The 23113-nt window shown below is 59.3% G+C and carries 12 protein-coding genes and 1 pseudogene; 6 read left to right on the forward strand and 7 right to left on the reverse strand.

The features are described from left to right. Positions 1-213: 213 nt before the first annotated feature. Positions 214-1818 carry an arylsulfatase gene (locus tag HU230_RS37965; protein ID WP_224944006.1) on the forward strand — a complete coding sequence of 535 codons (1605 nt, stop codon included), beginning with the start codon at positions 214-216 and terminating at the stop codon, positions 1816-1818. 1037 nt (positions 1819-2855) lie between these two features. Here HU230_RS37965 and HU230_RS37970 read toward each other — a convergent pair. The 4 genes from HU230_RS37970 to HU230_RS37985 form a co-directional block, all read right to left on the reverse strand. Next, the gene (locus HU230_RS37970; protein WP_176533828.1) at positions 2856-4046 is read right to left on the reverse strand and encodes an OpgC domain-containing protein; all 1191 of its coding nucleotides are present in this window, start codon (positions 4044-4046) and stop codon (positions 2856-2858) included. Beyond that, a complete protein-coding gene (locus tag HU230_RS37975) occupies positions 4043-5743 on the reverse strand; it encodes a hypothetical protein (RefSeq protein ID WP_176533827.1) in 1701 nt (566 codons plus the stop codon). The genes HU230_RS37970 and HU230_RS37975 overlap by 4 nt, the downstream gene beginning before the upstream one ends. 42 nt (positions 5744-5785) lie before the next feature. Continuing rightward, positions 5786-6985 (reverse strand): OpgC domain-containing protein, encoded by a 1200-nt coding sequence (locus HU230_RS37980; RefSeq protein WP_176533826.1) that lies wholly within the window; start codon positions 6983-6985, stop codon positions 5786-5788. 521 nt (positions 6986-7506) lie between these two features. Continuing rightward, entirely contained in the window at positions 7507-10152 is a 2646-nt protein-coding gene (locus tag HU230_RS37985) for an arylsulfatase (protein WP_176533825.1), read from the reverse strand. 164 nt (positions 10153-10316) lie between these two features. On the opposite strand from HU230_RS37985, the gene HU230_RS37990 reads away from it, so the two are divergent. Beyond that, on the forward strand, positions 10317-10526 hold the full coding sequence (locus HU230_RS37990; RefSeq protein ID WP_224944008.1) for a hypothetical protein: 210 nt from the start codon (positions 10317-10319) through the stop codon (positions 10524-10526). 71 nt (positions 10527-10597) lie between these two features. Here HU230_RS37990 and HU230_RS37995 read toward each other — a convergent pair whose 3' ends face one another. From HU230_RS37995 to HU230_RS38005, 3 genes are all read right to left on the reverse strand, one after another. Continuing rightward, positions 10598-12940: a tetratricopeptide repeat protein gene (locus tag HU230_RS37995; RefSeq protein WP_176533824.1), complete on the reverse strand. Its 2343-nt coding sequence runs from the start codon at positions 12938-12940 to the stop codon at positions 10598-10600. A 312-nt stretch (positions 12941-13252) separates the two neighbouring features. Next, positions 13253-14698: an arylsulfatase B gene (locus HU230_RS38000; protein WP_224944010.1), complete on the reverse strand. Its 1446-nt coding sequence runs from the start codon at positions 14696-14698 to the stop codon at positions 13253-13255. 114 nt (positions 14699-14812) lie between these two features. After that, positions 14813-16492 carry an adenylate/guanylate cyclase domain-containing protein gene (locus HU230_RS38005; protein WP_338077330.1) on the reverse strand — a complete coding sequence of 560 codons (1680 nt, stop codon included), beginning with the start codon at positions 16490-16492 and terminating at the stop codon, positions 14813-14815. A 352-nt stretch (positions 16493-16844) separates the two neighbouring features. Here HU230_RS38005 and HU230_RS38010 point away from each other — a divergent pair, with 352 nt between their 5' ends. From HU230_RS38010 to HU230_RS38025, 4 genes and pseudogenes are all read left to right on the forward strand, one after another. Next, positions 16845-17255 (forward strand): putative quinol monooxygenase, encoded by a 411-nt coding sequence (locus tag HU230_RS38010; protein ID WP_176533821.1) that lies wholly within the window; start codon positions 16845-16847, stop codon positions 17253-17255. 525 nt (positions 17256-17780) lie between these two features. After that, on the forward strand, positions 17781-19391 hold the full coding sequence (locus HU230_RS38015) for a sigma 54-interacting transcriptional regulator (protein ID WP_176533820.1): 1611 nt from the start codon (positions 17781-17783) through the stop codon (positions 19389-19391). A 259-nt stretch (positions 19392-19650) separates the two neighbouring features. After that, entirely contained in the window at positions 19651-21267 is a 1617-nt protein-coding gene (locus HU230_RS38020) for an arylsulfatase (protein ID WP_176533819.1), read from the forward strand. Positions 21268-21397: 130 nt separating this feature from the next. After that, positions 21398-22414, forward strand: a pseudogene (locus tag HU230_RS38025) (HAD family hydrolase); the annotation flags it as partial. Positions 22415-23113: the final 699 nt, after the last annotated feature.

A 23113-nucleotide genomic window follows, 5' to 3' on the forward strand; every position in this document is an offset into this window, starting at 1 on the left:
GAAAGGAACAACGAGCAATGGGTCTATCGACACCGCCGAACTGCGAACGACTGTCTCGTGTTGTTTCGGTGCGTCAAGCGGGAAGCGTGAAGAGTTCGATCAAGGGAGAGTAAGTCCATGGCCTGTAGCATACCCAGCGAAATGCCGTATACGAACCGAAACGGTCTGCGACAAACGTGCGCCAGCTGGCACGCGAGTTCGCGCGCTGCGCTTATGGCGGCGACGGCGCTGATGTCGCTCGCTTTGTGCGGGCCGGCAACCGCGCAAGCACAGCCCCCGCAACAGCGGCCGAACATCGTCGTCATCATGGGCGACGACGTCGGTATCTGGAACGTCAGCGCCTATCATCGCGGGATGATGGGCGGAAGCACGCCCAACATCGATCGCATCGCCAGGGAGGGCGCGCTTTTCACCGACTACTACGCTCAGCAGTCCTGCACAGCTGGACGGGCCGCGTTCATCCTCGGACAGACGCCGTTCCGCACCGGTTTGCTGAAAGTGGGGATGCCGGCTGCCAAGCAGGGTCTGCAGGACAAGGACCCAACAATCGCCGAGCTGCTCAAGCCGTACGGATATGCAACGGCGCAGATCGGCAAGAACCATCTTGGTGACCGTAACGAATACTTGCCCACGGTCCATGGCTTCGATGAATTCTATGGCATCCTCTACCACCTCAACGCGATGGAAGAACCGTACGACCCCGATTATCCGAAGACTGCAAAATTCCACGCTAGTTTTGGCCCCCGCAACATCATAGACGCCAAGGCGACCACGGTGGATGATCCGACCGTCGATCCACGCTGGGGGAGAGTCGGCAAGCAGGTGATTGTGGACGCCGGCCCGCTTCCGCCGCACCCGAACATGGACCCCAAGGCCAAGTTCAACATGGAGGACGTCGATGACGAACTGGTTCGCCGGTCGGTCGATTTCATCGACCGTTCGGCGAAGGCGAACAAACCGTTCTTCCTCTGGCACAACTCTACGCGCACCCACGTATGGACCCATCTCGCACCGAAATGGCAGAACAAGAGCGGCTACGGCATGTATGCTGACGCCATGATGGAGTTGGATGCGGAAGTAGGTTCCATCCTCAAGAAGCTGGACGATCTCGGTATCGCGGATAACACCATCGTCGTCTTTACCAGCGACAATGGCGCCGAGACCTTCTCCTGGCCGGACGGCGGCAACTCTCCGTTCCGGGGCGAGAAGGGAACGACCTTTGAAGGCGGCTTTCGCGTCCCAATGCTCGCAAAGTGGCCCGGCACGATCAAGGCGGGTCGTATCGTCAACGACATCATTGCGGGCGAGGACCTCCTGCCGACCTTCCTGGCCGCGGTCGGTGAACCCGACATGAAAGAAAAGCTTTTGACGGGCATGAAGGTGGGCGACAAGACCTTCAAGACCCATCTCGACGGTTACAATTTCCTGCCGTTCTTGAAAGGCGACGTCGCCGAGGGGCCGCGCAAGGAATTCTTCTACTTCACGGATAATGGCGACCTCACGGCGCTGCGGTATGCCGATTGGAAGCTCAGCTTCAAGACCATCAAGGGCAATCTTTTCACCGGCACGGAGGAATCGACCAACGTTCCTCTCGTAACCAACCTGCGGCAGGATCCGTGGGAACGTTATCAAGACCAGTCGATGATGTATGCCCGCTGGTGGGGCGACAAGCTCTGGACGATGGTCCCCGCCGTTACTCTGGTTGGAGGATTCCTCCAGACGTTCAGAGAATATCCGCCGAGCCAGGTGAGCGGATCGTTGAGCATCGAAAAGGCGCTTCAAATGGTGGAGCGAGGCGCCAGCGGCGGCGGGAAATAGCAAAGCCGCCCAAACAAGGTAAAGGATTCATCGCCATAGGAGAAGTTGTCGGATCTGTCGTCAGCGGAAACAGGCGGGGAAGCGGATGAGTCGAAAGGGACACTTCCTAGGAGGCGGCACGACCTTGCAACCGCTCTGCGGGGAGTTCGTTCTGCGTTCCCGCTATCGCAGGGTGCTACAGTCGATCGCACGGGCCGTGCTCGTTCTTCAAAACAGGAAAAGATGCTCTTCAACCTGCCGCCTTACCGGCGAAAGCGGAATCCGTGGCCGGCAAAGCGGTAGGTGCGGGCGCAGGCAATGGCTCTGGTTGCACCGAAGAAGGAATGGCCTGCGGCGCTGATGTTTGATTGAGCTTATCGAACTTAAACTCTGCCTCACAGGCGGCGATGCCAACCTTTGCTCTCTTGTGAGCCCGCGATGGTATCTGTGGGCTCTTGGTGTTGAGGTCCGCTTTGCGCTCGATGAGGTCACGAAGGCTTGCGGTGAGGACGACTTCGGACTTCTCCAGCCAACAATCCACAGACCAAAACACAAGGGTCTCGTTGTTGAGGTGGTCGAAGGCATGGGCTGCTGCGAGGTAGGCGGCTTCCCGCTTATTGGGGGTTGAGGAAGGTGATGATGCCGGATAGCACCGCGATGGCTATGGAAATGCGAGCGACGTAAGGACGAGATGCCGGTCACGTCCGTTTTGAATTGGTAAAACGCACTGCTGGTTCTCGATACCGGCATAAATAGTTCTTTTTGGTTCGGACCGTTGTTGCAGCTACTTTGAGATCATAAGCGACCTGCCGCTTGTTCAACAATTCAGGACCGCATTGCGCGAGATATTGCGCGGACGAGTGACCCGCGAAGGGGCACCTGAGCGAAATCCGTCGTCTTCCGGACGGCGCCTCGCAGCCGAAGGGCAAGGCTCTGGCCGCCCGGCGGTACGATCGCGCGGCCGCCGGCGCAACTTCCTCAGACTGTCGACAAGCCCTCCCCTGGATAGCGGCCAAGCCCAGTCCAGCAATGCTTTCGTTCGTCCCGCAAGGCTTCGATTACGGTCGCGTACATCTCCCTTTCGTGCTTCGCTTGTCGACGAAGACTTTGTACCACGACAGCACCCAAGCTGCGGCGGACATTATCGAGATTCCGCACAGGCCGGCCAGGACGTGAAGAACGAGGCCGGCGGAAATCTCCGTCAGAATGAAGTAGCCGGTGAACGATAGCGCCACGCCGAGGCAGAAAATCTCCAGTGAATTCTGCCCGCACAGAATCATCGGCCACAGCCAACGCGATTGCAGGCCGGGCCATCCCGCCGGGACAAAGCGGATAGCGATGATCGCCAGGGCCAGGAAGTGACCGAGCCTGAGGACGTCCAGATCAGTCTTATCGATGGGATAGATCCACAGCTCAAGTTGGTGCGGAATCAGGTACTTCAGCTGGGGGAAGTACCATGTCAGCGTGACAAAAAATGCCGCGAGGAGGTAGAGGAACGAAACCGACAGCGTGATTGGCGAGGACAGAAATCGTGCCAGTCGTCTGGCGCCGCCCAGCGCACACCAAGCTCCGAGGACGAACAACAATTGCCAGGCAAAGGGGTTAAACGACCAGAAGCCATTCGGATAGGTCGTCAGATGCAGGTCGTATCGCAGAGTAACGGCGTAAAGAGCGACTGATATCGCCAACGTGACATTGGCGGCCAACCTTATCATTGGCAGGACCAACGGCAGTCCGGCCATGAGCACGATATAGAGTGGCAACACGTCCATATTCAGTGGCCGGTATCTCAGCAGCAGCGCCTGGACCATGGCGATACCGGGCTGATTCAGAAAATCCGTGATCGTCATTTCCTCGGCGTAGAACGGCCTATTGAGGCTGATGGCAATGTAGGAGACCTCTGCCACCAGGAAAGCGAACAGAAGCACGTGCGCGGCATAGATCTGCCAGACCCTTCGCAGAATGCGCGCAGTCGCAATCACAAACCCTGCTTCCAGCATCGCTCGGCCGTGAACCAGGGCCGCCGTATAGCCGGAGATAAAAATGAAAATCTCGGCAGCATCGCTGAATCCGTAACTTCGGATCGTGAACCAAGCCAGGAGATCGGGCGATACGTGATCGATGAAGATCAGCCAGAGCGCCAAGCCGCGAAACAGATCGAGGCGCAGTTCGCGCGCGCCGCTCGAGGTCAGCGAAACGGCTGGCTTAGGGACGGCCGTCTCGTGAGGCTGGTACGCCACGGCGCTCACCGGGTAGCCGTTTCGGACGGTCGGATCAGCGCCCGACGATCCTTGATATAGGCGATGGTCACGCCAAGACGCTCGACGGTGCCGATGACCTTGCCGTCGAGATCCGCGTCGCAATTCATGTGGGTCGGGGCGAGGAAGAAGTCCGATTGCTCCCACGTGGACCTGAAATCCCAGTGGAGTTGTGGAAGCGTCACGGTCTTTTCGAACGAATGACGTTCGCCGCAAACCGCAACTGAATAGATCCGCCATGGCCGGCTCGCACCTTCGGGTGTGGCACGGAGAAAGTTTTCGAGCTGGCCGAGCGCCTCGGGCATGCTGCCAAACCAATAGTCCAGATCATAGCGCCGAGAAGCGCCCTCGAGACCTCCGACTATGGAATTGTAGAACAGGTATTCATACGGATGTAGCCGGACCAGTGTCACGGCGTTCCAGATGAGACATGCGCTCACGACCGCGAACCCGCTGTTGGAAACTAGGCGACCCCGTTTCGCCAACGCGATCAGCGCTGAATCGAGTCCGATTCCCGCAAGGATTGCCAGCGGCGGAATGACGAACAGGAAATGACGCAATCCGGTAAACGCCGGCCCGTGCAAGGCCGCCTGACACGCCAGCGGAAAGGTCACCATCAGGAATAGCAAAGCGATATCCTTGCGGTGCCGTCGCCTCGCGCCGGGAGCAGTCACAGGCAGTATGGCGAACAGGATCGCAAAAGCGGCGCCGAAGAGCGTGAGCAGGGGCGTGCGGACCAGCATGTAGATCGGTACGTAAAGTCGCGGCACGTTCGCCATATCATAGACTTGGCCGGCGAGAACGGTGCGGATGGGGTACTGAAACTCGGAGAACTCAACGAGGCCGCGTATCGGATTGAAGGGAGCCAGCCCTGCCCAGGGCCAGGCCAGGATCATCACGACATAGGCAAGCAGCAGCGCCGGCAGCAATCGGAACGATGACCAGGTGACGAACCTCCATCCAGTCCGGCTGCGGCCGGGCTGCGCGCCGGGCAGGTAAAGCATAATGGCCATGCCGGCGTAGATGATCAGCAGCAGGCCGAGAACGCGTATGCCGAGCGCGGCTCCCGTCAGCAGGCCCAGCGCCGCTATGTCGAGGGCGCGCGGCGATGGAAGTGACCGGGCGATGCGGATCACGAAGAATGACGCTCCCATCATTGCGGCGGCGAAGGGAATGTCCTTGGTGTGATTGAACATCGGGCCGTACCACGCACCGCAGGTGCTCAGCGTGATCGCGGTGATCAAGGCCGCCCGCGGTCCGGCGATCAGGCGCGCCGTTGCCGCAGCTGCTCCGATCCCGCCGACGCCGATCAGCACACACAGAACATGGCGCAGATCGTAGGGATCGATCGGAACCAGGTGGCTCAGGACAACAGCGACGACGTCGAAAAGGCCGCCGTAGAGATACAGGTTGTCGAAGCTGAAGAGGCCCTGGTCTTTGAAGCCGCTGGCATAATAGGCAACGATCAATTCGCCGTAGTGATGTTGAATGGCCTCGTCGTTGGAGATCGCATAATCCCGGAAGGTGCCAAGCGCGAGGGCGACGAGCCCGGCAATGAGGACAATGGTCGCGACATCGTGGATGTCGGAACGGCTGATCCACCGCGTTGCCGTTTTCCAGGACAATGTCTTGTCCTTGCGATCGAGAAGAGGGGCAGCGGTGACTTTCGTTTCGATTATCTCGTCCATCGCCTTGTGACAGTGGCATAGTCGCTGGATATCAGCACGAAATCACGCTTTCCCGGCTTCGACCGCCGGTCTGCCTTCCTCGATCTCGGTGACGTCGACGAACAGGTCGGGGACCTTCTGCGCCCGATCCAGAAGCCATGCGAGCCCGATCATGATCAGGATGCCACCGACGCTGACAAGCAGTTGCATCCACAGCGCACGCAAGCCACCTTGGGCGTGCTGAACCAGAATCCAATGCGCGGCAAAGGACAGGAATACGCCGAAGCAGAAAGTCGGGAGCGAATGCTGACCGCACAGGATTATCGGACGCAGCCATTTGGAGGCAAGTATCTCCGATTTGCGCGGAAAATATCGGACGACCAACAGGGCCAAAGCGAGAAAATGCGTGAAGCGCAACATATCGAGATCGGTCTTGTCGATCGGATAGATCGCCTTGATCATCCATCTGGGAATCAGCGATTCCAGGAACGGGCTGTGCCAGGTCATGACGATCAGAAGCGCAAAGGCCATCCAGGCAATCGCAACTGCCTGCGCTGCGCGGGAGTAGATCAATCCCTCCAGTTTGGCGACGCCTCCTACGCCGCACCATGCTGCGAAAAAGAACATCAGTTGCCAGGCGAATGGATTGAAGTACCAGTGTGTCCCGGGTGGGTAGGAAGAGAGATTCCAGTCGAATACCCGCGCCCCAATGTACACGAGGATCGAGCCAAGCAGGGTCCAGTTTGGGCGACGCACCATGCACCACAGGACCAGCGGAGAAATCGCGACCAGCGATATATAGAGCGGCAGCACGTCAAGATCGACCGGCTTGTAGCGCAGCGTGAGTGCCTGTCCGATCAGGATGTCGGGATGCTCGAGAAAAGTGTGAACATTGAATTCATCCGTGTACATCGGGTTGTCGAATTTTCGGACCGTGCGGGAAATCTGCGCCGTGAAGAGCAGGAACAGCATGATGTGCGCAACGTACATTTGCCAAACGCGCGTCAGCAGCCGCTTGGTGGCGGCGATAAATTGGCCGCCGCGTATGATCGGGCCGTAGATGAAGCCGGCCAGATAGCCGGAAATAAACACGAAGAATTCGGCGGCATCGCTGAAGCCATAATTCTTCAGGGTCAACCAGGCGACGACGTCATCCGGAATGTGATCGAGGAAGATCATCCACAGCCCAATTCCGCGGAACAGATCGAGCCGCAGATCGCGCTCCACGCGGTGCGAGAGAGAAGCTGTGTCCTGGTTGAGCATTAGGGCGCTCCAATCGTCGTGTTGGGTATTGTTCGCAAGAAGCAGGCCAATGCTGAGGCGGCTCCGCGGTATCGATAAGATGTTCGCAATATCATCATGTTAAGTACAGATGCGGATCGCCGGCGCCAGCAAGCGACTACGAAATGCCGTAGCTTCTCCGAAATGCCGGAGTCCGACAGGAGGTTCGCATGCGTCAATGTCGGTGTCCAATAGAAGAGTGTGTGCATCGCGAAATCGGCTCACCATCTGCCGGGAGATCGCGGCGACGCAGCGGCCGGCGGGGGAGCCGGCGGCGCTGGCGAAACCGCCCCATAGTCCGGGGCCCGACGTTCGGACGCTCTGCTCAGTCCGATAGTCCCGGTCCCTTCTTCAACACAGCGCCGCCTTCCATCCTTGCACGGCCTTCTCTGCGTCGTCCTGCGGTTCAATCGCTATTGTCGAAATCTTGCCGGTGCAGAACTATGTAGCGTGGGCCATTTGGCAGGGACCCCTTGAGAGGGGCCCCTCCGCTCACCGCATGGTCATTGCTTCATACAGTTGTGCACGAATCCGATGCGTTCGATGGGACCAAGCCCCTTTGCGTCTGCCTGCTTCCGGCAACCTTCTCTCTGGTCGATCCGCATCTCGATTTTTTGGACCAAATCGAGATCCTCTCCAACCGGTCCGTCGCTCGCTGCCTGCATCGCTGCTTGCAGTTTCTTGATATCGTCGGGCGACAACTGCGGACGATCAACTTTGACCGTCAGCTTGTTAAGTTTGGCGGTCAGCGGGAATGGCGGTTTGTAGTCGGAGTCATTGACGCCGGTCAGCGTATCCGAACCGATGTCGAAGCTCTCGTCCCACTGCAGAATCATCGGCAGTGTCTTCGGCATCCGCTTCGTATCAACCTGCTTGCCGTCGACCAACAATGTGCCCGTGCCGGGCTGGGCAAGGCCGCTGAAGCTGTTGTAAGCAAGCGTGCCGACTCCGGTGCCTTCGTACTTGAAGTCGAACGCGATCGTATGCCGGCCAGGCGAAAGCGCTTCGGTCCCTTCCCACTTGATCCGCTGGAGGTCGAGCAGGTTCCACAGGAACACGGGCTTGTTCTTCAGCAGATAGAATCCGTAGCCGGCAAAGCGTCCTCCCGACGTCAGGATCATGCCCTCCGCACCGTCGACCGGTACCTCGATGTCGGCGGTGATTGTGTACGAGGTATCCAGCAGCAGGGGAGAGTCGCCCTGCGGGAGGCCGGTCATTGGTCGCGTATAGACGAACTCTGAGCGGCCGGCGGTGATGTTCGGGCGCGGCGCGATCACCCGTGCAGCAACCGACGCGTCCATCGGGAAGACGTGGTACTTCCTGGCCTCGGCGACGAACATCTCCTTCAGCTCTTTAACCTTCTGCGGATTCTTCGCCGCAAGATCCTCGGTTTGGCTAAAATCCTGGGTCAGGTTATAGAGCTGAAGCACTTGGTTGTTCAGCGGATCGGGGTTGGCCGGTCCGAAAGCCTCCCAAGGCGCGCGATTGACCTTGGTGCTGAGGAACCAGCCCTCGTTATACAACGCCCACTGGCCCATCATCTCGAAGTATTGCGTCTTGTGCCGCGTCGACACTTTGCCGTTTGTCTTGTCGAACGTGTAGGCGAAACTTGTGCCCTCGATCGGTGCCTGCTTGATACCGTCCACCATCTCCGGTGCGCGGATGCCTGCGGCTTCGAGGATCGTGGGCACCACGTCGATCACGTGAATGAACTGCTCGCGCAGGCCGCCCTTGTCTTTGATGCGTGCCGGCCATGACACGACCATGTTCTGGTTGGTGCCGCCAAGCTGCGACGCATTCTGCTTGAACCAGGAGAACGGCGCATCGAAAGCCCACGACCAGCCGGCCGACATGTGATTGTAGGTCTGCTCGGTTCCCCATACGTCGTAATACTTGGCCAATTGGACATCGACGGGCACCGACACACCGTTGAAGAAAGCCACCTCGTTCGGCGTGCCAAGCGGGCCGCCTTCGGCACTCGTGCCGTTGTCGCCGTTGATGTAGATGATCAGCGTGTTGTCAAGCTTGCCCAAGTCCTCGAAGGCCTGGATTACGCGCCCGATCTCATGGTCGCTATAGGCGGCGAAGGCGGCAAAGACCTCGGCCTGGCGGATATAGAGCTTCTTTTCGTCTGCTGTCAGTTGATCCCACTCCTTCAGGATATCCTTTGGCCAGGGCGACAGCTTGGTGTCCATCGGGATCACGCCGAGCCGCTTCTGGTTCTCGAAGATCCGATCGCGCACCTTGTTCCAGCCTTCGTCGAACAAGTGCAGCTTGCTGATCTTGTCCACCCACTCCTTCGTAGGGTGATGCGGTGCATGCGTGGCGCCTGGCGCGTATTTGATGAGGACTGGCTTGCTCGGGTCGGTCTGGTGCACCCGCGTCATCCAGTCAATCGCGTCGTCGGCCATCGCCGTGACGAGATTCCAGGTCCCCGGCTCCTTGCCCAGGAACGGGTAGATCTGCGTTGTGTTGCGGAACAGGTTCGGCTCCCACTGATTGGCGTCACCGCCGACGAACCCGTAGAAATATTCGAAGCCCATGCCGGTCGGCCACTGATCAAACGGTCCGACCTGGCTGGCCGCGAAGGCCGGCGTGTTGTGGTCCTTGCCGAACCACGAGGTCGAGTAGCCATTGTCGAGCAGGATACGCCCGATCGTGGCCTTGTCCTTGGCTATAATGCTATTGTACCCGGGAAAGCCGGTCGCCTGTTCCGAGATGACGCCAAAGCCGGCCGAATGGTGGTTGCGCCCGGTGATCAGCGCTGCGCGTGTCGGCGAGCATAGCGCGGTGGAGAAAACGCGGTTGTAGCGCAGGCCGCTGTTGGCGATGCGATCCATGGTTGGCGTGGGAATGACGCCGCCAAAGGTGGACGGTACGCCAAAGCCCGCATCGTCGGTGATGATCAGCAACACGTTCGGCGCGCCTCGGGGTGGCGCCACGCGTGGCGGCCACCAGGGCTTGGATTGCAGCGCGCCGTCCTTGATTACGCCTCCGAATTTCGGATCGGGTGGCGGGAGCTGCTGGCCCGTGATGGTCGTCGTCGCACCGGGCGAGCCCAGGGTGCCGTTGACCTGCTGAGCCGGCGCCGAAGCCGAAGCCAGCAAGGTCGCGCTTGAGACAACCAAAGCTGACAAGTACGCTCTCATGGCGACACTCCCTGGTCCCAAAGTCCCAAACTGAAGCTGCTTGATGGCGGGCAACACGAGGCGCTAACTCATTCCGCGCCATAAGCTGCAATGATTACCTGTCGCGGCGGCTCGCGATTGATCCATATCAATCGTTTGTCTTGGCCCAGAGCTTTGACGATTGCATGCGCGACGAGAATGCCGCGCAGCAGCAACTCACCACCGTCTGGCTTGCGAATTCCACTGAGCTGAGAAACAGATGCGAAGGCGAGGCTACGGCGGGCGGAAACGACAGTTACGTCGACTTGCTGATCTGCATGCAGATGGCAGATTGGGTGAAATCCCCTTCTTCCGGGCCCAAGCTCAAAGGTGCCAGCAAGAACCGCAACAACTAGATCCAGTCCCGGCCGCGATGTCCCGGCCCAGCCCCTCATGATGATCCGGGATTGCAATCAACCCGCGATGGTCATCGGGCCGGGGGCTTGGCCGCTTCCCGAAGCTCGTCAATAAGCTTTGTCAAATTGGGATCGCCCGGTGTGATGGCGGCAAGGCGCTGCGCATAGGTCAGCGCGGCTGCGGCATTGCCGTCCGTACGGTTGAATGCAACGAGCGCGGAAAGGATACTGCGATCGTTGGGATGGCTTTTCAAGGCCTCGGTCAGAACTGCCACGGCTTCTCCGGCTCGACCGCTCGAATGGAGTGCGACGGCATGGACATAGGCATATTGCGAGCTGGCCGGCTCCAGCTCGGTAGCCATCTGAAATGCGGCGAGGGCTTCGTCGGTGCGCTTCAGCCGTGTCAGGGTCAACCCAAGCGCGTAGTGAACTGCGGCGTCGCGCGGAGCCACTACGATCGCTGAGCGCAGCACGGCTTCACCGTCCTTGTCCCTGCCAAGTTGCCGATAGAGGTCGACAAGGTTGATAGCGGCGGTCGTGTACAGCGGGCTAAGCCGTAACGCTGCCTTGTATTCGGCCTCAGCCTCGGCCGACTGTCCGCGCTGCGCCAGGAAGTTCGCCAGCGTGGTCCGCGCCTCCGGCCTCTCGGCGTTGGCGAGTTGCGCGGCGACGAAGTCGGCTGCCGCCTGATCGAAGTGCGTACGATCGCCTTGCGGCTGTCTCGCGACAGGGACGTTGGCAAGCAGCGCGACTGCCCTGATCCGGACGCCGCGCACGGGATCAGCCAGAAGGGGAGACACCAATGGCCAGATCTGGGGCGCTGGCACGTTTGTCAGCATGTCGAGGGCTCCGATCCGCACCATGGGGTCGGGATCGGAGAGCCCGCTCCGGGCGAAATTGACATTTGCAGGCGAGACCCATGGGCCCAGTTCGCTCAGCGCGCTGGCGCGCGCGACCACCGGTGCATTTCTGTCCGCGGCAATGATGCCGAGAAGGGCTGCTGCATCGGCCTGATCGGTGCGTGCCGCTTGGAATGCCGCTCCAAAGGTCTGATATCCTCTTCGGTTGGGGCCGAACCACTGCTCGACCGCCGAGGCGGCCCACTGGGCCGGCTTGTCGCGATGACAATCATTGCATGCGTTGGGCGTACCAAGCGTCAGGGAAAGATCGGGGCGAGGGACGCGGAAGGTGTGGTCATGGCGGGGATCGACGACCATGTAGGTGCGGGTCTGCATATGGCACGAGATGCAGGTCGGCTCCGTCCCGGAGTTGCCATGATGGCGATGCTTCACATCGGCGTACTTGTCCGGGGCGTGACATTGCAGGCAGACGCCTTCGCCCGGGGCTCGCAGCTTTGCGCTGTGCGGCTCGTGGCAATCGCTGCAGGTGACGCCTGCGGCAAACATCTTGCCCTGTTTGAACGGCGTATAATTATACGGTTCTTCGACGTCGCGGATCTGGCCATCCGAATGGTAAGTATTGCGCGCGAGTGGCTCGACCACATGGGTCTGCGAAAGCCACTGGCCAGGCATCCAGTCCTCGTGAAAGGAGGCGCGCCGTGCATGACACAGTCCGCAGGTCTCGACCTCCTTGCGTAGCGTGGCCGGCGCGACGCTCCGCCTGCCGATCCCGGCTTGCGGATCGATCGGCCAGGTAACGCCGCGACGCTCGTCCAGCAGTGCGAGTAACCCCTTGCCCGGATCCACGCGCTTGCCGAACGGCCACCAGCTTTGTTGTTCACGTGCCCAGGCGGCGTGACGCGATCCCTGGCCGTGGCAGGCCTCGCAGCCGACGCTGATCTCCGCCCAGCTTGTGGCGAAGTGATCTGCCTTGGCGTCGTAATTCTTGCGCACGCCCGTGGAGTGGCACTCCGCGCACATGAAGTTCCAGTTCTGGTTCAGCTTGGTCCAGTGCAGGACATCGTCATGCTTGATTTCCTCATTGGGATAGATGTGAAACCAGCGCTGGCCGCCTCGGTCTTGCGGACGGCTGTCCCAGGCGATCGAAAGCGCCTGGATGCGGCCATCGGGGAATTCCACCAGATATTGCTGCAATGGATCGACGCCGAAGGTGTATTTCACCTCATAGAGGGTGAGTTGACCGTCCGGTCCGTCGGTCTCGACCAGGAATTTTCCGTCCTTGCGGAAGAAGCGGGAGTGCACGTCATAGTGGTCGAAGCTGGCGTCGTTGAAGTTGCCGAGCACAGTCTTCTCGGTGGCATGCTGCATCGCAATCTTGTGCTGCGAGACGTTCCAGAGCTTGGCTTCGGTCTGATGGCAGCCCGCGCAGGTTTCGCTGCCGACGAAGGTTGCGGCGGAATAGTCCTGCGCGATCGAGGCTTGTCCGCCGGCATTCAGGAAATGAAGCGCGAGACCGAAAACGAGGAGGATCGTCGCCGCGAACGCGGTCGCCATCCAGATTGTGCGCTTCGAGGAACGGGCCGCTTTCGATCGTGCGTCAGCAGGGTCCGGCGACGCGGTGGCCCGAGATCCCCCTCCGGTCGGAGCGTTTCGCGATCCCTTGTTGGTGTCGGGCTTGCGCCGCTTGCGTGCCAATCACACCCTCAGCGTTGAGATCGCGATGCCACGATCAGGATTGGGCAATCGATCATCGGCCGATGCGTTGGGAAGTGCAAGTCGGACTCCCTGGGAATAGGTAGTCCGACGAGCCGAGATTTGCCAGTTGGCGAGCCTGGATGATCACCCGACTGGGAAGAGCAGCAGCGATCAATCAGCCTGTTCGAAATAGGCATCTTCATCGGGCAGCACCGGAGGTTTGCCGGTCAGCCCCTTGGTTACGCCTTTGAATACCTCGTTAAGCAAAAGCGATTTCGACATTTCGCCCGCCAGGCCATCAATTCGCTTCTGGAGTTCGAGAACCCTTTCCGGATTTGTGCTGGCGAGATTGACCTTCTCATACGGGTCTTGGGCCAAATTAAACAGCTCGATCTTGGAGGGCAATGTCGTTCGCCACACAAGCTTCCAATCTCCCTTGCGAACTGCACCACGGTACATCTCGATATTGTAGATGACCTCGTTTCGGGGCGACGCTTTGCCCTCGCTGATGGTCGGCCACATGTCGTGTCCATCAAGCGGCTTTGTCTTGCTGAGGCTTGCGCCCGCCAGCTTTGCCAACGTCGGATAGTAATCCACGACGTGGATCATTTGGTCTACGACAGTCCCGGGTTTGATCCGAGCTGGCCAGTTCATGAGAGATGCAACACGGGTGCCTCCCTCGTACAGGTCTCCCTTGCCTCCACGATAGGGCCCGTTGTTGGCCGGCAGCGGTCCCTTCACCTCGGTTTCACCGGCCAAATGGGCTGACTGATTGCCACCATTGTCACTGTGAAAGATGATCAGCGTATTCTGTCGCAGCCCACGTTTCTCCAGTGTTTGCACGACTCTGCCGATCTGTTCGTCCATCGCCGTGATCATTGCGGCATACGTGCGGCGGTTCGGATCGGTGATCTGCTTGTACTTGTCGGTGTATTCCTGTGGTACCTGGTACGGCGTGTGCGGCGCGGTGAAAGCCAGATACATGAAGAACGGCTTTTTGGAACTCTGTGCACTGATGTAACGAACAGCGTCGTCACCCAGTAAGATCGTTACGTAGCCTTTTTCATTGATAGGCTTGTTGTCTCGATACCAATCCAGTTTCCCACCTACGGAGTGGGTGAAATAGTCAATTTCACCGAGTTGCGCGCCGTATTGGTAGTCGAATCCGCGTTGTTTGGGCCAGAACTCGCGTTTCGCGTGCCCGAGGTGCCATTTGCCGAGGATCGCGGTCGCATAGCCGGCCTCCTTGAGCGCCTGAGGGAGCAGCCACTCGTTCGTCGGTAAACCGTAGGACATTGAAGCGGGGATGACCAAGGTTTGCAGCCCATAGCGCAATGGATAGCGGCCCGTCATCAGCGCCGCGCGCGTTGGGGTACATATTGGCTGTACGTAGAATTGCTCAAGCCTCGCTCCGGTCTGAGCCAGCTTGTCGATATTTGGCGTCTTGATGTCGGACCCGTGAAAGCCGACATCGGCCCAACCCAGGTCATCAGCCAGGATGTAGATGATGTTGGGCTGCGGATCGCTCGGCTGTGCAACGGCCGAAAACGCGGTGACAAGCCAGCCGAACAGAATCAGGAGGACCCAAATGCATCCGGACCTTGTCATCGATCTCATATCTAATCGTCCTTGTGCATTAGACATATCCGCCGACCGCGACAATGGGTTGAAAAGCGCGCTATTTCTCAATGTGCCATGAGCCATCCCAGCCGGGAGCTGGCGGGCTTGCCTTCAGGTCTTTGGTACGTTTGAGCATAGTGATCGATGGTCCGTCGCCGGCATAGCCTCGAGCGCTGCACCAAATTTTGCGAGCGCGTCATCCCATCGCTGCTCGCGGTAGGCCGCAAGCCCCTCAAGATAGCTGTCCCGCAACGCAAGTTGTTGCGGGAGGAGCTTGCCCTTCGATCCAAGGATTTCAAAAACGACTTCGAATCGGGTGTGGCCCGCAACCACGACACGATCGATCTCCCGGACCTCAAGCGCGGCGGCCGCCGCGGCAATCGTTCTCTCAGAAGCCAGATTGCGGGTGCCGTACACCTTATTCGCGCCCTCGAGCCGCGATGCGAAATTTACGACATCTCCCATGACCGTATAGCTCATCATGACGTCGGACCCGATGCTGCCGACCAGCGCTTCGCCAGTCGCGATACCGATCCTTAGATCGCACGTCTCCATTGGGGTGCCGAGAACGCCCAACAATTCAGGAATTTCCCGACGCAGTGTTGCGATGCGATCGATCATTTCAACGGCGGCAAGACACGCGAAGAGCGCGTGGTCCGCATCATCAACAAAGGGAGGGCCCCAGTAGGCCATGATGCCATCGCCGATATATTTATCGATAATCCCACGGTTGGTCCGGATCGGTTCGGACATGATCGAAAGGTAACGGTTCATGACCTTGACCAGGCCTTGCGGGGTCATGCCCTCACCTAGGCTGGTAAAGCCCCTCAGATCGCAAAACAGGACCGTCATCACCCTGCGCTGGCCTTCTGCCGCCGTCAGGTTCGGCCGCTCTATCAGCCCCTCCACGACGCGGGGGTCAACGTATTTGCCAAAGGTTTCCCTGACACGCTGGTTGGTGCGCAGTTGCTCGACCATCCGGTTGAACGCCGCCGCCAGCTGCCCGATTTCGTCGGTCGTCCGCACATCGATGGATTGTTCGAGGTGACCTGCCTCGACCGCCCGCGTACCGTCCAGCAGTTTTCTGACGGACCGAATGATGCCACCACTGACAAGGTTGGCAAAAATCAATCCGACGATTGCGGCGAGCGCGGTCACGGTCGCCGAGGTCTGCACGGCCCGAGTCTGCTCCGACCGGATTGTCGCAACGGCGCCATAGCTCACCTTCAGCATCTCGGCGCGAATGGCCTCGACTTTTTCGGTGTATTCATCGCGCAATGTGTCGGTCCGGCCAAGGCTGCGCCGAGCTGCTGCGAAGTCCCTTGCATCGAGCGCAGCGAGCAGCTCTCCCGACTCCTGCCTCAAATGATGACGGAATTCGCCCACGAGGCTGTCGATCCGGCTATCGATGCGCGCCAGCGCGGTATTGTCAGAGGGCGTACTGGTGTCGTCGATCACGGCGCTGATGAGCTTGTGTGCGGCGTCAGCTTCTGTATCGACCTCCGCGTCCTTCGCCTCATACAGCTGTTTTCGCGTCTTGTATCCGAGCTCATCGGGAGGATCCTGCATCTTCGCGATTACCATACGGCGCAGCGCAAGGGCCCGCTCGAGCGACAGGATATTGATCCGCGTCAGGTGCGTGTTGGCGGGGATGTACCGGTCGGTCAGTTCGTCCAGCAAATGGCCGACGCGCCCGACCATTACAATCGATAGAATCGATGTCGTGACCATGAGGACAATCAGTCCGACAGCAATGGCAACGATGCGTCGCCTGATCGACCGTTTGATCATCGACCCGGAGAACGTCGTGATTTGCTGAAGTGTGAGTGTACTGGAAATGGCACTGCCTCCGGGACATCTGTGGACGCGGCGGCGATTACAGATCCCCCGCGCTACCGCGAGGATGATCGACCGTGATCAGCTACGCGCAATTGATCCGCGTCAAGTCGGGTTTTCTACGGGCGGATTTCGATCCGCCGATTCAAACCATGGCAGCCGAACTACGGCATTTCGGATGACCTCCGATATTTCGGAGCTTGCGCGCCAATGCGGGTCGTCCAACGACAGGACTGCAAGGTGATACTGATCTGATCTTGCGAATGTTTTCGACATCGCCGACGCCGTCTCGCCGCTGGCCCATTTCTTGCGACACAGCAAGCAGACGATCGCACAACGTCTGGTGGGACAGGAAGAAGCACCCTTGATTGTGTTTTCGCTGGAGATCATGGCGTCGGATCGGGTGCGGACCGCATTGCTGCGCACGCTTGGATCGGTCATCGAGCCGACGCGGGTAGCGCCAGGTTGTCGGTCTGTACGTCTCTTCACCGATCTTGATAAACGCCGGACGCTCGTTCTCGTCGAGGAATGGAAAACGCGCGTGGAGTTCGAGCGAAATCTCGATGCGACAAAGCTCAATACGATCGTCGGAGCGATCGAACTGTCGGGAGAGCCACCAGTGGTCCGCATCGACACCATCGAGCGGGAGGAGGGTGTCGATCTATTGGCCCTGTCCATCGTCGGAGAGAAAATGCCGCGAGGGCAGCGCGAAACGTGAAACTGAAAGCAGCAAAGCGCTGAAGAACAGCAAGGACAAAGCCATGGGCTAGAAGCGCGGCGCAGATCCAAAACCTGTCTGACAGGCGTTGCCATTGCAATTGGGCTGGCAACGATGGCGCAATCGCTCGCGCACGCCGATAGCGGCGATGACGCGATGGCAATCCTCAAGGCATGTCCAGCTATATCGACGCTCAGCAATCGGTCGCATTGCTGTAGCCCGTAAAAACACGGTATTGCGCCGAGTGTTTCGATCCTAATCTGCCGCTGTCACATCGCCGCACTTTTCAGCCGGAGGGCCGACTTGCGCGGTACGTTCGTTGATATGAATCAACCGACCCTAGCGGGAACTGCTATTGTGGCTGATGGCGTTTGACCTGCGGGTGAAGCCAAGAATGCAACTGGGCTTGGTACATAGCCTGGGCTTGGTACATAGCTGATGTCGGCAGGAGTTCATGGCGCCGTCGTCTCGTCTGGAATGGCAGCTTGTGGATGCTCGGTTCGTTCCTGATCTGGAGAGTAGAGGGTGCCAATCGCGGACGCGATTCCTGTTATCGGGCCCTCTAGGACGAGGACGGGGTCAGACGCGTCGACCGAAGAGCGCCTGGCATTCGAGCGCTTGCTTGTCGACCTTTCCTCGCAATTCGCGAACCTGGCCGGTGACCAGTTCGAGACTGCAACTCGGACAGCACTCTCTCGTGTTCGAGACTTTCTGGGGTTCGATCGAAGCGCCTTCGGGGAAATCCGCGAGAATGGATCGATCGAGGTTCTCTCTTCAAGCGCGATCGCCGGTATCGATCCCTTGCAGGTCGGAACTCTCCCGCTAGACTTTGCTTGGTACCATCGCAAGCTACGCGCGGGCGAGATGATCGTTCTTCAATCCCTGCCGAATGATTTGCCGTCCGAAGCGACAGCCGAAGCCGAATATTGCCGAAGCACTGGTTTTCGCGCACACGTGAACATTCCGATTAGTGTTGGCCGACACTTCTCTGGATTTCTCGGGTTTGGATCATTCCGCGAAACCCGCCGTTGGCCGCTAGATCTGATCTCTCGGACCAAGCTTGTCGGCGAGATCATCGCGCAGGCGGTTGCGCGCAAGCGGTCAGACGAGAAGCTCTCGGCCGCTTGGGCCGAAGTCAAGCGCCTGAAGGACCGTCTCGAGCAGGAAAATGCCTACCTCCGGCATGTCGTGCAGGAAAAGCTGCCGCATGGACTGACCAGCCACTCGCCGCGCTTTCAGGCAGTCATCGAGGAAGTGGGACAGGTTGCACGAGCGAATACGACCGTGCTTTTGCTCGGCGAGACGGGTAGCGGCAAGGAAGTCCTGGCGCAAGCCATTCACGAAGCAAGCGGCCGGAAGGACCGGCCGATGGTCAAGGTCAACTGCGCGGCACTTCCGTCGGCGCTGATCGAATCGGAGCTGTTCGGCCGAGAGAAGGGAGCCTTTACTGGCGCGCTCGCACGGCAGGCCGGTCGCTTCGAGATCGCGGATGGCTCGACGATCTTCCTCGACGAGATCGGTGAGCTTCCGCTCGAACTACAGCCGAAGCTGCTGCGCGTTCTGCAGGAGGGGGAGTTCGAACGATTGGGCAGCGCGCGGACAATCAAGGTCGATGTGCGCGTCATCGCCGCGACCAACCGGGACCTTGCGCAGGCTACTCGCGATGGCAGGTTTCGGGAGGATCTGTTTTATCGGCTCGACGTATTCCCGATCGAACTGCCGCCGCTGCGCGAACGCCCCGAGGACATTCCGCTGTTGTCGTGGATCTTCGTCAAGGAATTCAGCAACTCGATGGGCAAGCAGATCGAGAAGATCTCGGCGGACTCGATGAGCACGTTGATGGTCCATTCCTGGCCCGGCAATATCCGCGAACTTCGGAACGTCATCGAGCGCGCGATGATTCTTGCGCGGGGCCCGGTGCTTCAGGTCAAGCTTGGCCACAAGCCGATTCAACGGGACTCCGGCAAGCCGATGGACGGCACGCTCAACCAGGCCGAACGTACCCACATCGTTCGTGCGCTGGAGCGGAGCGGCTGGCGCATCCGCGGCGCCAACGGCGCGGCCGGACAGCTTGGCATCAAGCCGACGACCCTCGAGTCCCGCATGAAGAAGCTTGGGATCGTTCAAACACGGTAATCTCCGATATTTCGGAGGGCCTCCGATATGTCGGGCGTGGTTCTGACAGTGGCGACAGCCGTGAGACCAGGGTCGGTCGGATAACTCGCTGATCTCGCGATAGCTTTCTTTCGAGGATGTCGGCTGCGCTTGCTGGCCCGCTTCTTGCGAGATGATGTTGCTGACGTCGAAGACAATTCGACGTGGCGGATGCGGCAAGCGTCGAGACACTAGATGTGTCATCGCTCGCGGGTGATCAGGCCTACGAAAGGCAGGAAGCATGACGAAGCTCAAATGGATATCGCTTGCGGCACTCGGCCTTGTGGCCGGTTCGCTGCAAGCGGCACCGGCTCAGGCGCAGGCGCCGAAGAAGCCCAACATCGTCATCATCTGGGGTGACGACATTGGTCAGTCCAATGTGAGCGCCTATTCGCGCGGGATGATGGGTTATCAGACCCCTAATATCGACAGGATCGCCAGCGAGGGCGTGATGTTCACGGATTTTTATGCGGAGCAGAGCTGCACCGCTGGCCGGGCCTCGTTCATCACCGGCCAGTCAGGCCTGCGCACCGGCATGACCAAGGTCGGTCTGCCCGGCGCGACGCTCGGCTTGCAGAAGGAGGATCCCACGATCGCGGAACTGCTCAAGCCACTCGGCTACGCGACCGGGCAGTTCGGCAAGAACCATCTCGGCGACCGCAACGAATTCTTGCCTACCGTGCATGGCTTCGACGAGTTCTACGGCAATCTCTATCACCTGAACGCCGAGGAAGAGCCCGAACTGCCCGACTATCCGAAAGAGAAGGACTTCCCGAACTTCCGCAGCAATTTCGGCCCTCGCGGCGTGATGGATTGCAAGGCATCCGACAAAGATGACCCCACGGTCGATCCGCGCTTCGGCAAGGTCGGCAAACAGGTCTGCAAGGACACCGGTCCTCTGACCAAGAAGCGGATGGAAACCATCGATGATGACACCGCAACCCGTGCCGTGGACTTCATCAAGCGGCAGAACGCGGCGGGCAAGCCGGCCTTCGTCTGGGTGAATTTCACGCATATGCATCTCCGTACCCATACCAAGCCGGAAAGCGTCGGCCAGGCTGGTCGCTGGCAGAGCCCGTACCACGACACCATGATCGACCACGACAGGAATGTCGGCGAAGTGCTCAAGGTGCTGGACGACCTCAAGATCGCGGACAATACATTCGTCATGTACGGGACCGACAACGGTCCGCACATGAACTCGTGGCCGGATGGAGCGATGACGCCATTCCGCAATGAAAAGAACTCGAACTGGGAAGGCGCCTACCGCGTGCCTGCCATGTTCCGCTGGCCGGGCAAGATCAAGCCGGGGACGGTGTCCAACGATATCGTAGCTCACCTCGATATGCTGCCGACGCTGCTGGCGATCGCTGGCGACACGGAAGTGAAGGACAAGCTCGCCAAGGGCTACAAGGTCGGCGATATGACCTACAAGGTTCATCTCGACGGTGACAATCTTGTGCCATACCTGACAGGGCAATCTCCAAAAAGCCCGCGGGAATCCTTCTTCTACATCAATGACGATCAGCAACTGACCGGTCTGCGCTACGACAACTGGAAGTTCGTGTTCATGGAGCAGCGAGCGCCAGGAACAATGCGTGTCTGGTCGGAGCCGTTCGTTAACCTACGGGTTCCAAAGATCTTCAATCTGCGGACCGATCCGTACGAGCGCGCGGACATCACCTCGAATACTTACTACGACTGGATTTTCGATCACGTCTTCGCGCTGGTTCCGGCGCAGGCCTATGTCGGCGAGTTCCTGACCTCGTTCAAGGACTATCCGCAGCGGCAGAAGGCAGCCAGCTTCAACATGGACGAGGTCATGCAAAAGCTGAAAGAATCGGGATCGAAGGACTAAGCAGTCGTCGACATCACAATACTGGGGGGCCGAGCGTATCGAGCGGCCGGCCCCCGCTTTGTCGGCTTCCAGAGCGAGCAACCGGGACGATTGGGCGAAGGCCGCTTGGTGAAGAAGAGAGGTTGATCACATGTCCCATCTGCGGAGAGCCACCTCGAGGCCAATTCTGGTGGCCATCGCCCTCATGGGCGCGCTGGTACTATGCGCAGGCGCTTCTCAGGCAGCCGACCCCTTGCCATCGTGGAATGACGGGCCGGCAAAGCGATCCATCATCGCCTTCGTTGAGAAGGTCACAGAGCCGGGCTCGCCGGACTACGTGCCCATCCCCGAACGCATCGCGACCTTCGACAACGATGGTACCCTTTGGTGCGAGCAGCCGGTGCCCGTCCAATTGTACTTCGCGCTTGATCGGGTGAAGTCGCTCGCGCCGCAGCACCCAGAGTGGAACACCATGGAGCCGTTCGCATCACTACTCAAAGGCGATATGCGGACTGCGATGGCTGGCGGCGACCGTGCCCTCGTCGAAGTCATGATGGCCACCCACGCTGGCAACACCGTCGCGGAATTTGAGCAGATCGTGAAAGACTGGATCGCCACGGCGAAGCATCCGAAGACCGGTCAGCTCTTTACCGATATGGTCTATCAGCCGATGCTCGAAGTACTCTCTTACTTGCGCTCAAACGGCTTCAAGACTTTCATCGTCTCTGGCGGCGGCATCGAGTTCATGCGTCCATGGGCGATGTGGGTTTACGGCATACCGCCCGAACAAATTGTCGGCAGCAGCATCAAGACAAGGTTTGAAATGCGGGATGGCAAGCCCGTTCTCGTGCGCCTGCCCGAGGTGAATTTCAACGATGACAAGAGCGACAAGCCCGTTGGAATCAACCAACACATCGGCCGCCGGCCGATCGCTGCGTTCGGCAATTCACGCGGGGACCAGGAGATGCTGGAGTACACCCAGGGCGGCAGCGGCGCACGGTTCGAGCTCTTGGTGCTTCACGATGATACGGCGCGTGAATATGCCTACGGTCCGGCGCTGGGCTTACCGGAGCCCAAACTCGGGGCCTTTCCGCAGGCTCTTTACGACCAGGCGAAAAAGGACGGCTGGACCATCGTGAGTATGAAGAACGATTGGAGCCAGGTCTTTCCATTCGAGCCGTCGCCCGTTACCGCCATCGATATCCTGCTCGAGCCGGACGCCACCATGCTCCGGCATGTCGAAGCTGCCAACGCAAACCTCCTGAGAATCTTCCCGAAAGGCTTTGCCCTGGATGCGGCGCACCGACCTCACGTGACGATGATCCAGCGTTTCGTCCGTACGGCAGACCTCGACAAGGTCTATGTTGCGGCCGGAAAAGTGTTGGCCGACGCCAACGTCACGAAAATGAAGCTCGACGCCTTCAAATACTACTATGCGCCAAGCAACGACTTGGGTGTTCCAGGCATCGTTGCAAGGCCGACACCTGACCTTCTCAAACTGCAGGAGGACCTGATCGCCGCTGTGGCCCCGTTCACGGTCCAGACGGGAGCATCAGCCGCATTCGTCACCACGCCCGATGATCGGGTCATTGACCCGGCCCTGATGGAATATGTGTCGAGGTTTGTTCCAGATAATTCAGGCGATCGCTTCAGTCCGCATGTCAGCATTGGTGTCGGACCGCGAAGCTACCTCGACAAGCTGCTTGCCGAACCGTTTGAGCCGTTCACTTTCTCTCCTGTGGGCGCAGCCGTTTTCCAGCTAGGCCAGTTCGGCACCGCAGCGAAGAAGCTCAAGGAGTTCGATTTAAGAACTTGAGGCCCGTCGGGAGATCAAGGAATGGCAAGCTTTGGTACTGGGTCGTCGTGT

The organism is Bradyrhizobium quebecense (genome assembly GCF_013373795.3).
Lineage (GTDB): Bacteria > Pseudomonadota > Alphaproteobacteria > Rhizobiales > Xanthobacteraceae > Bradyrhizobium > Bradyrhizobium quebecense.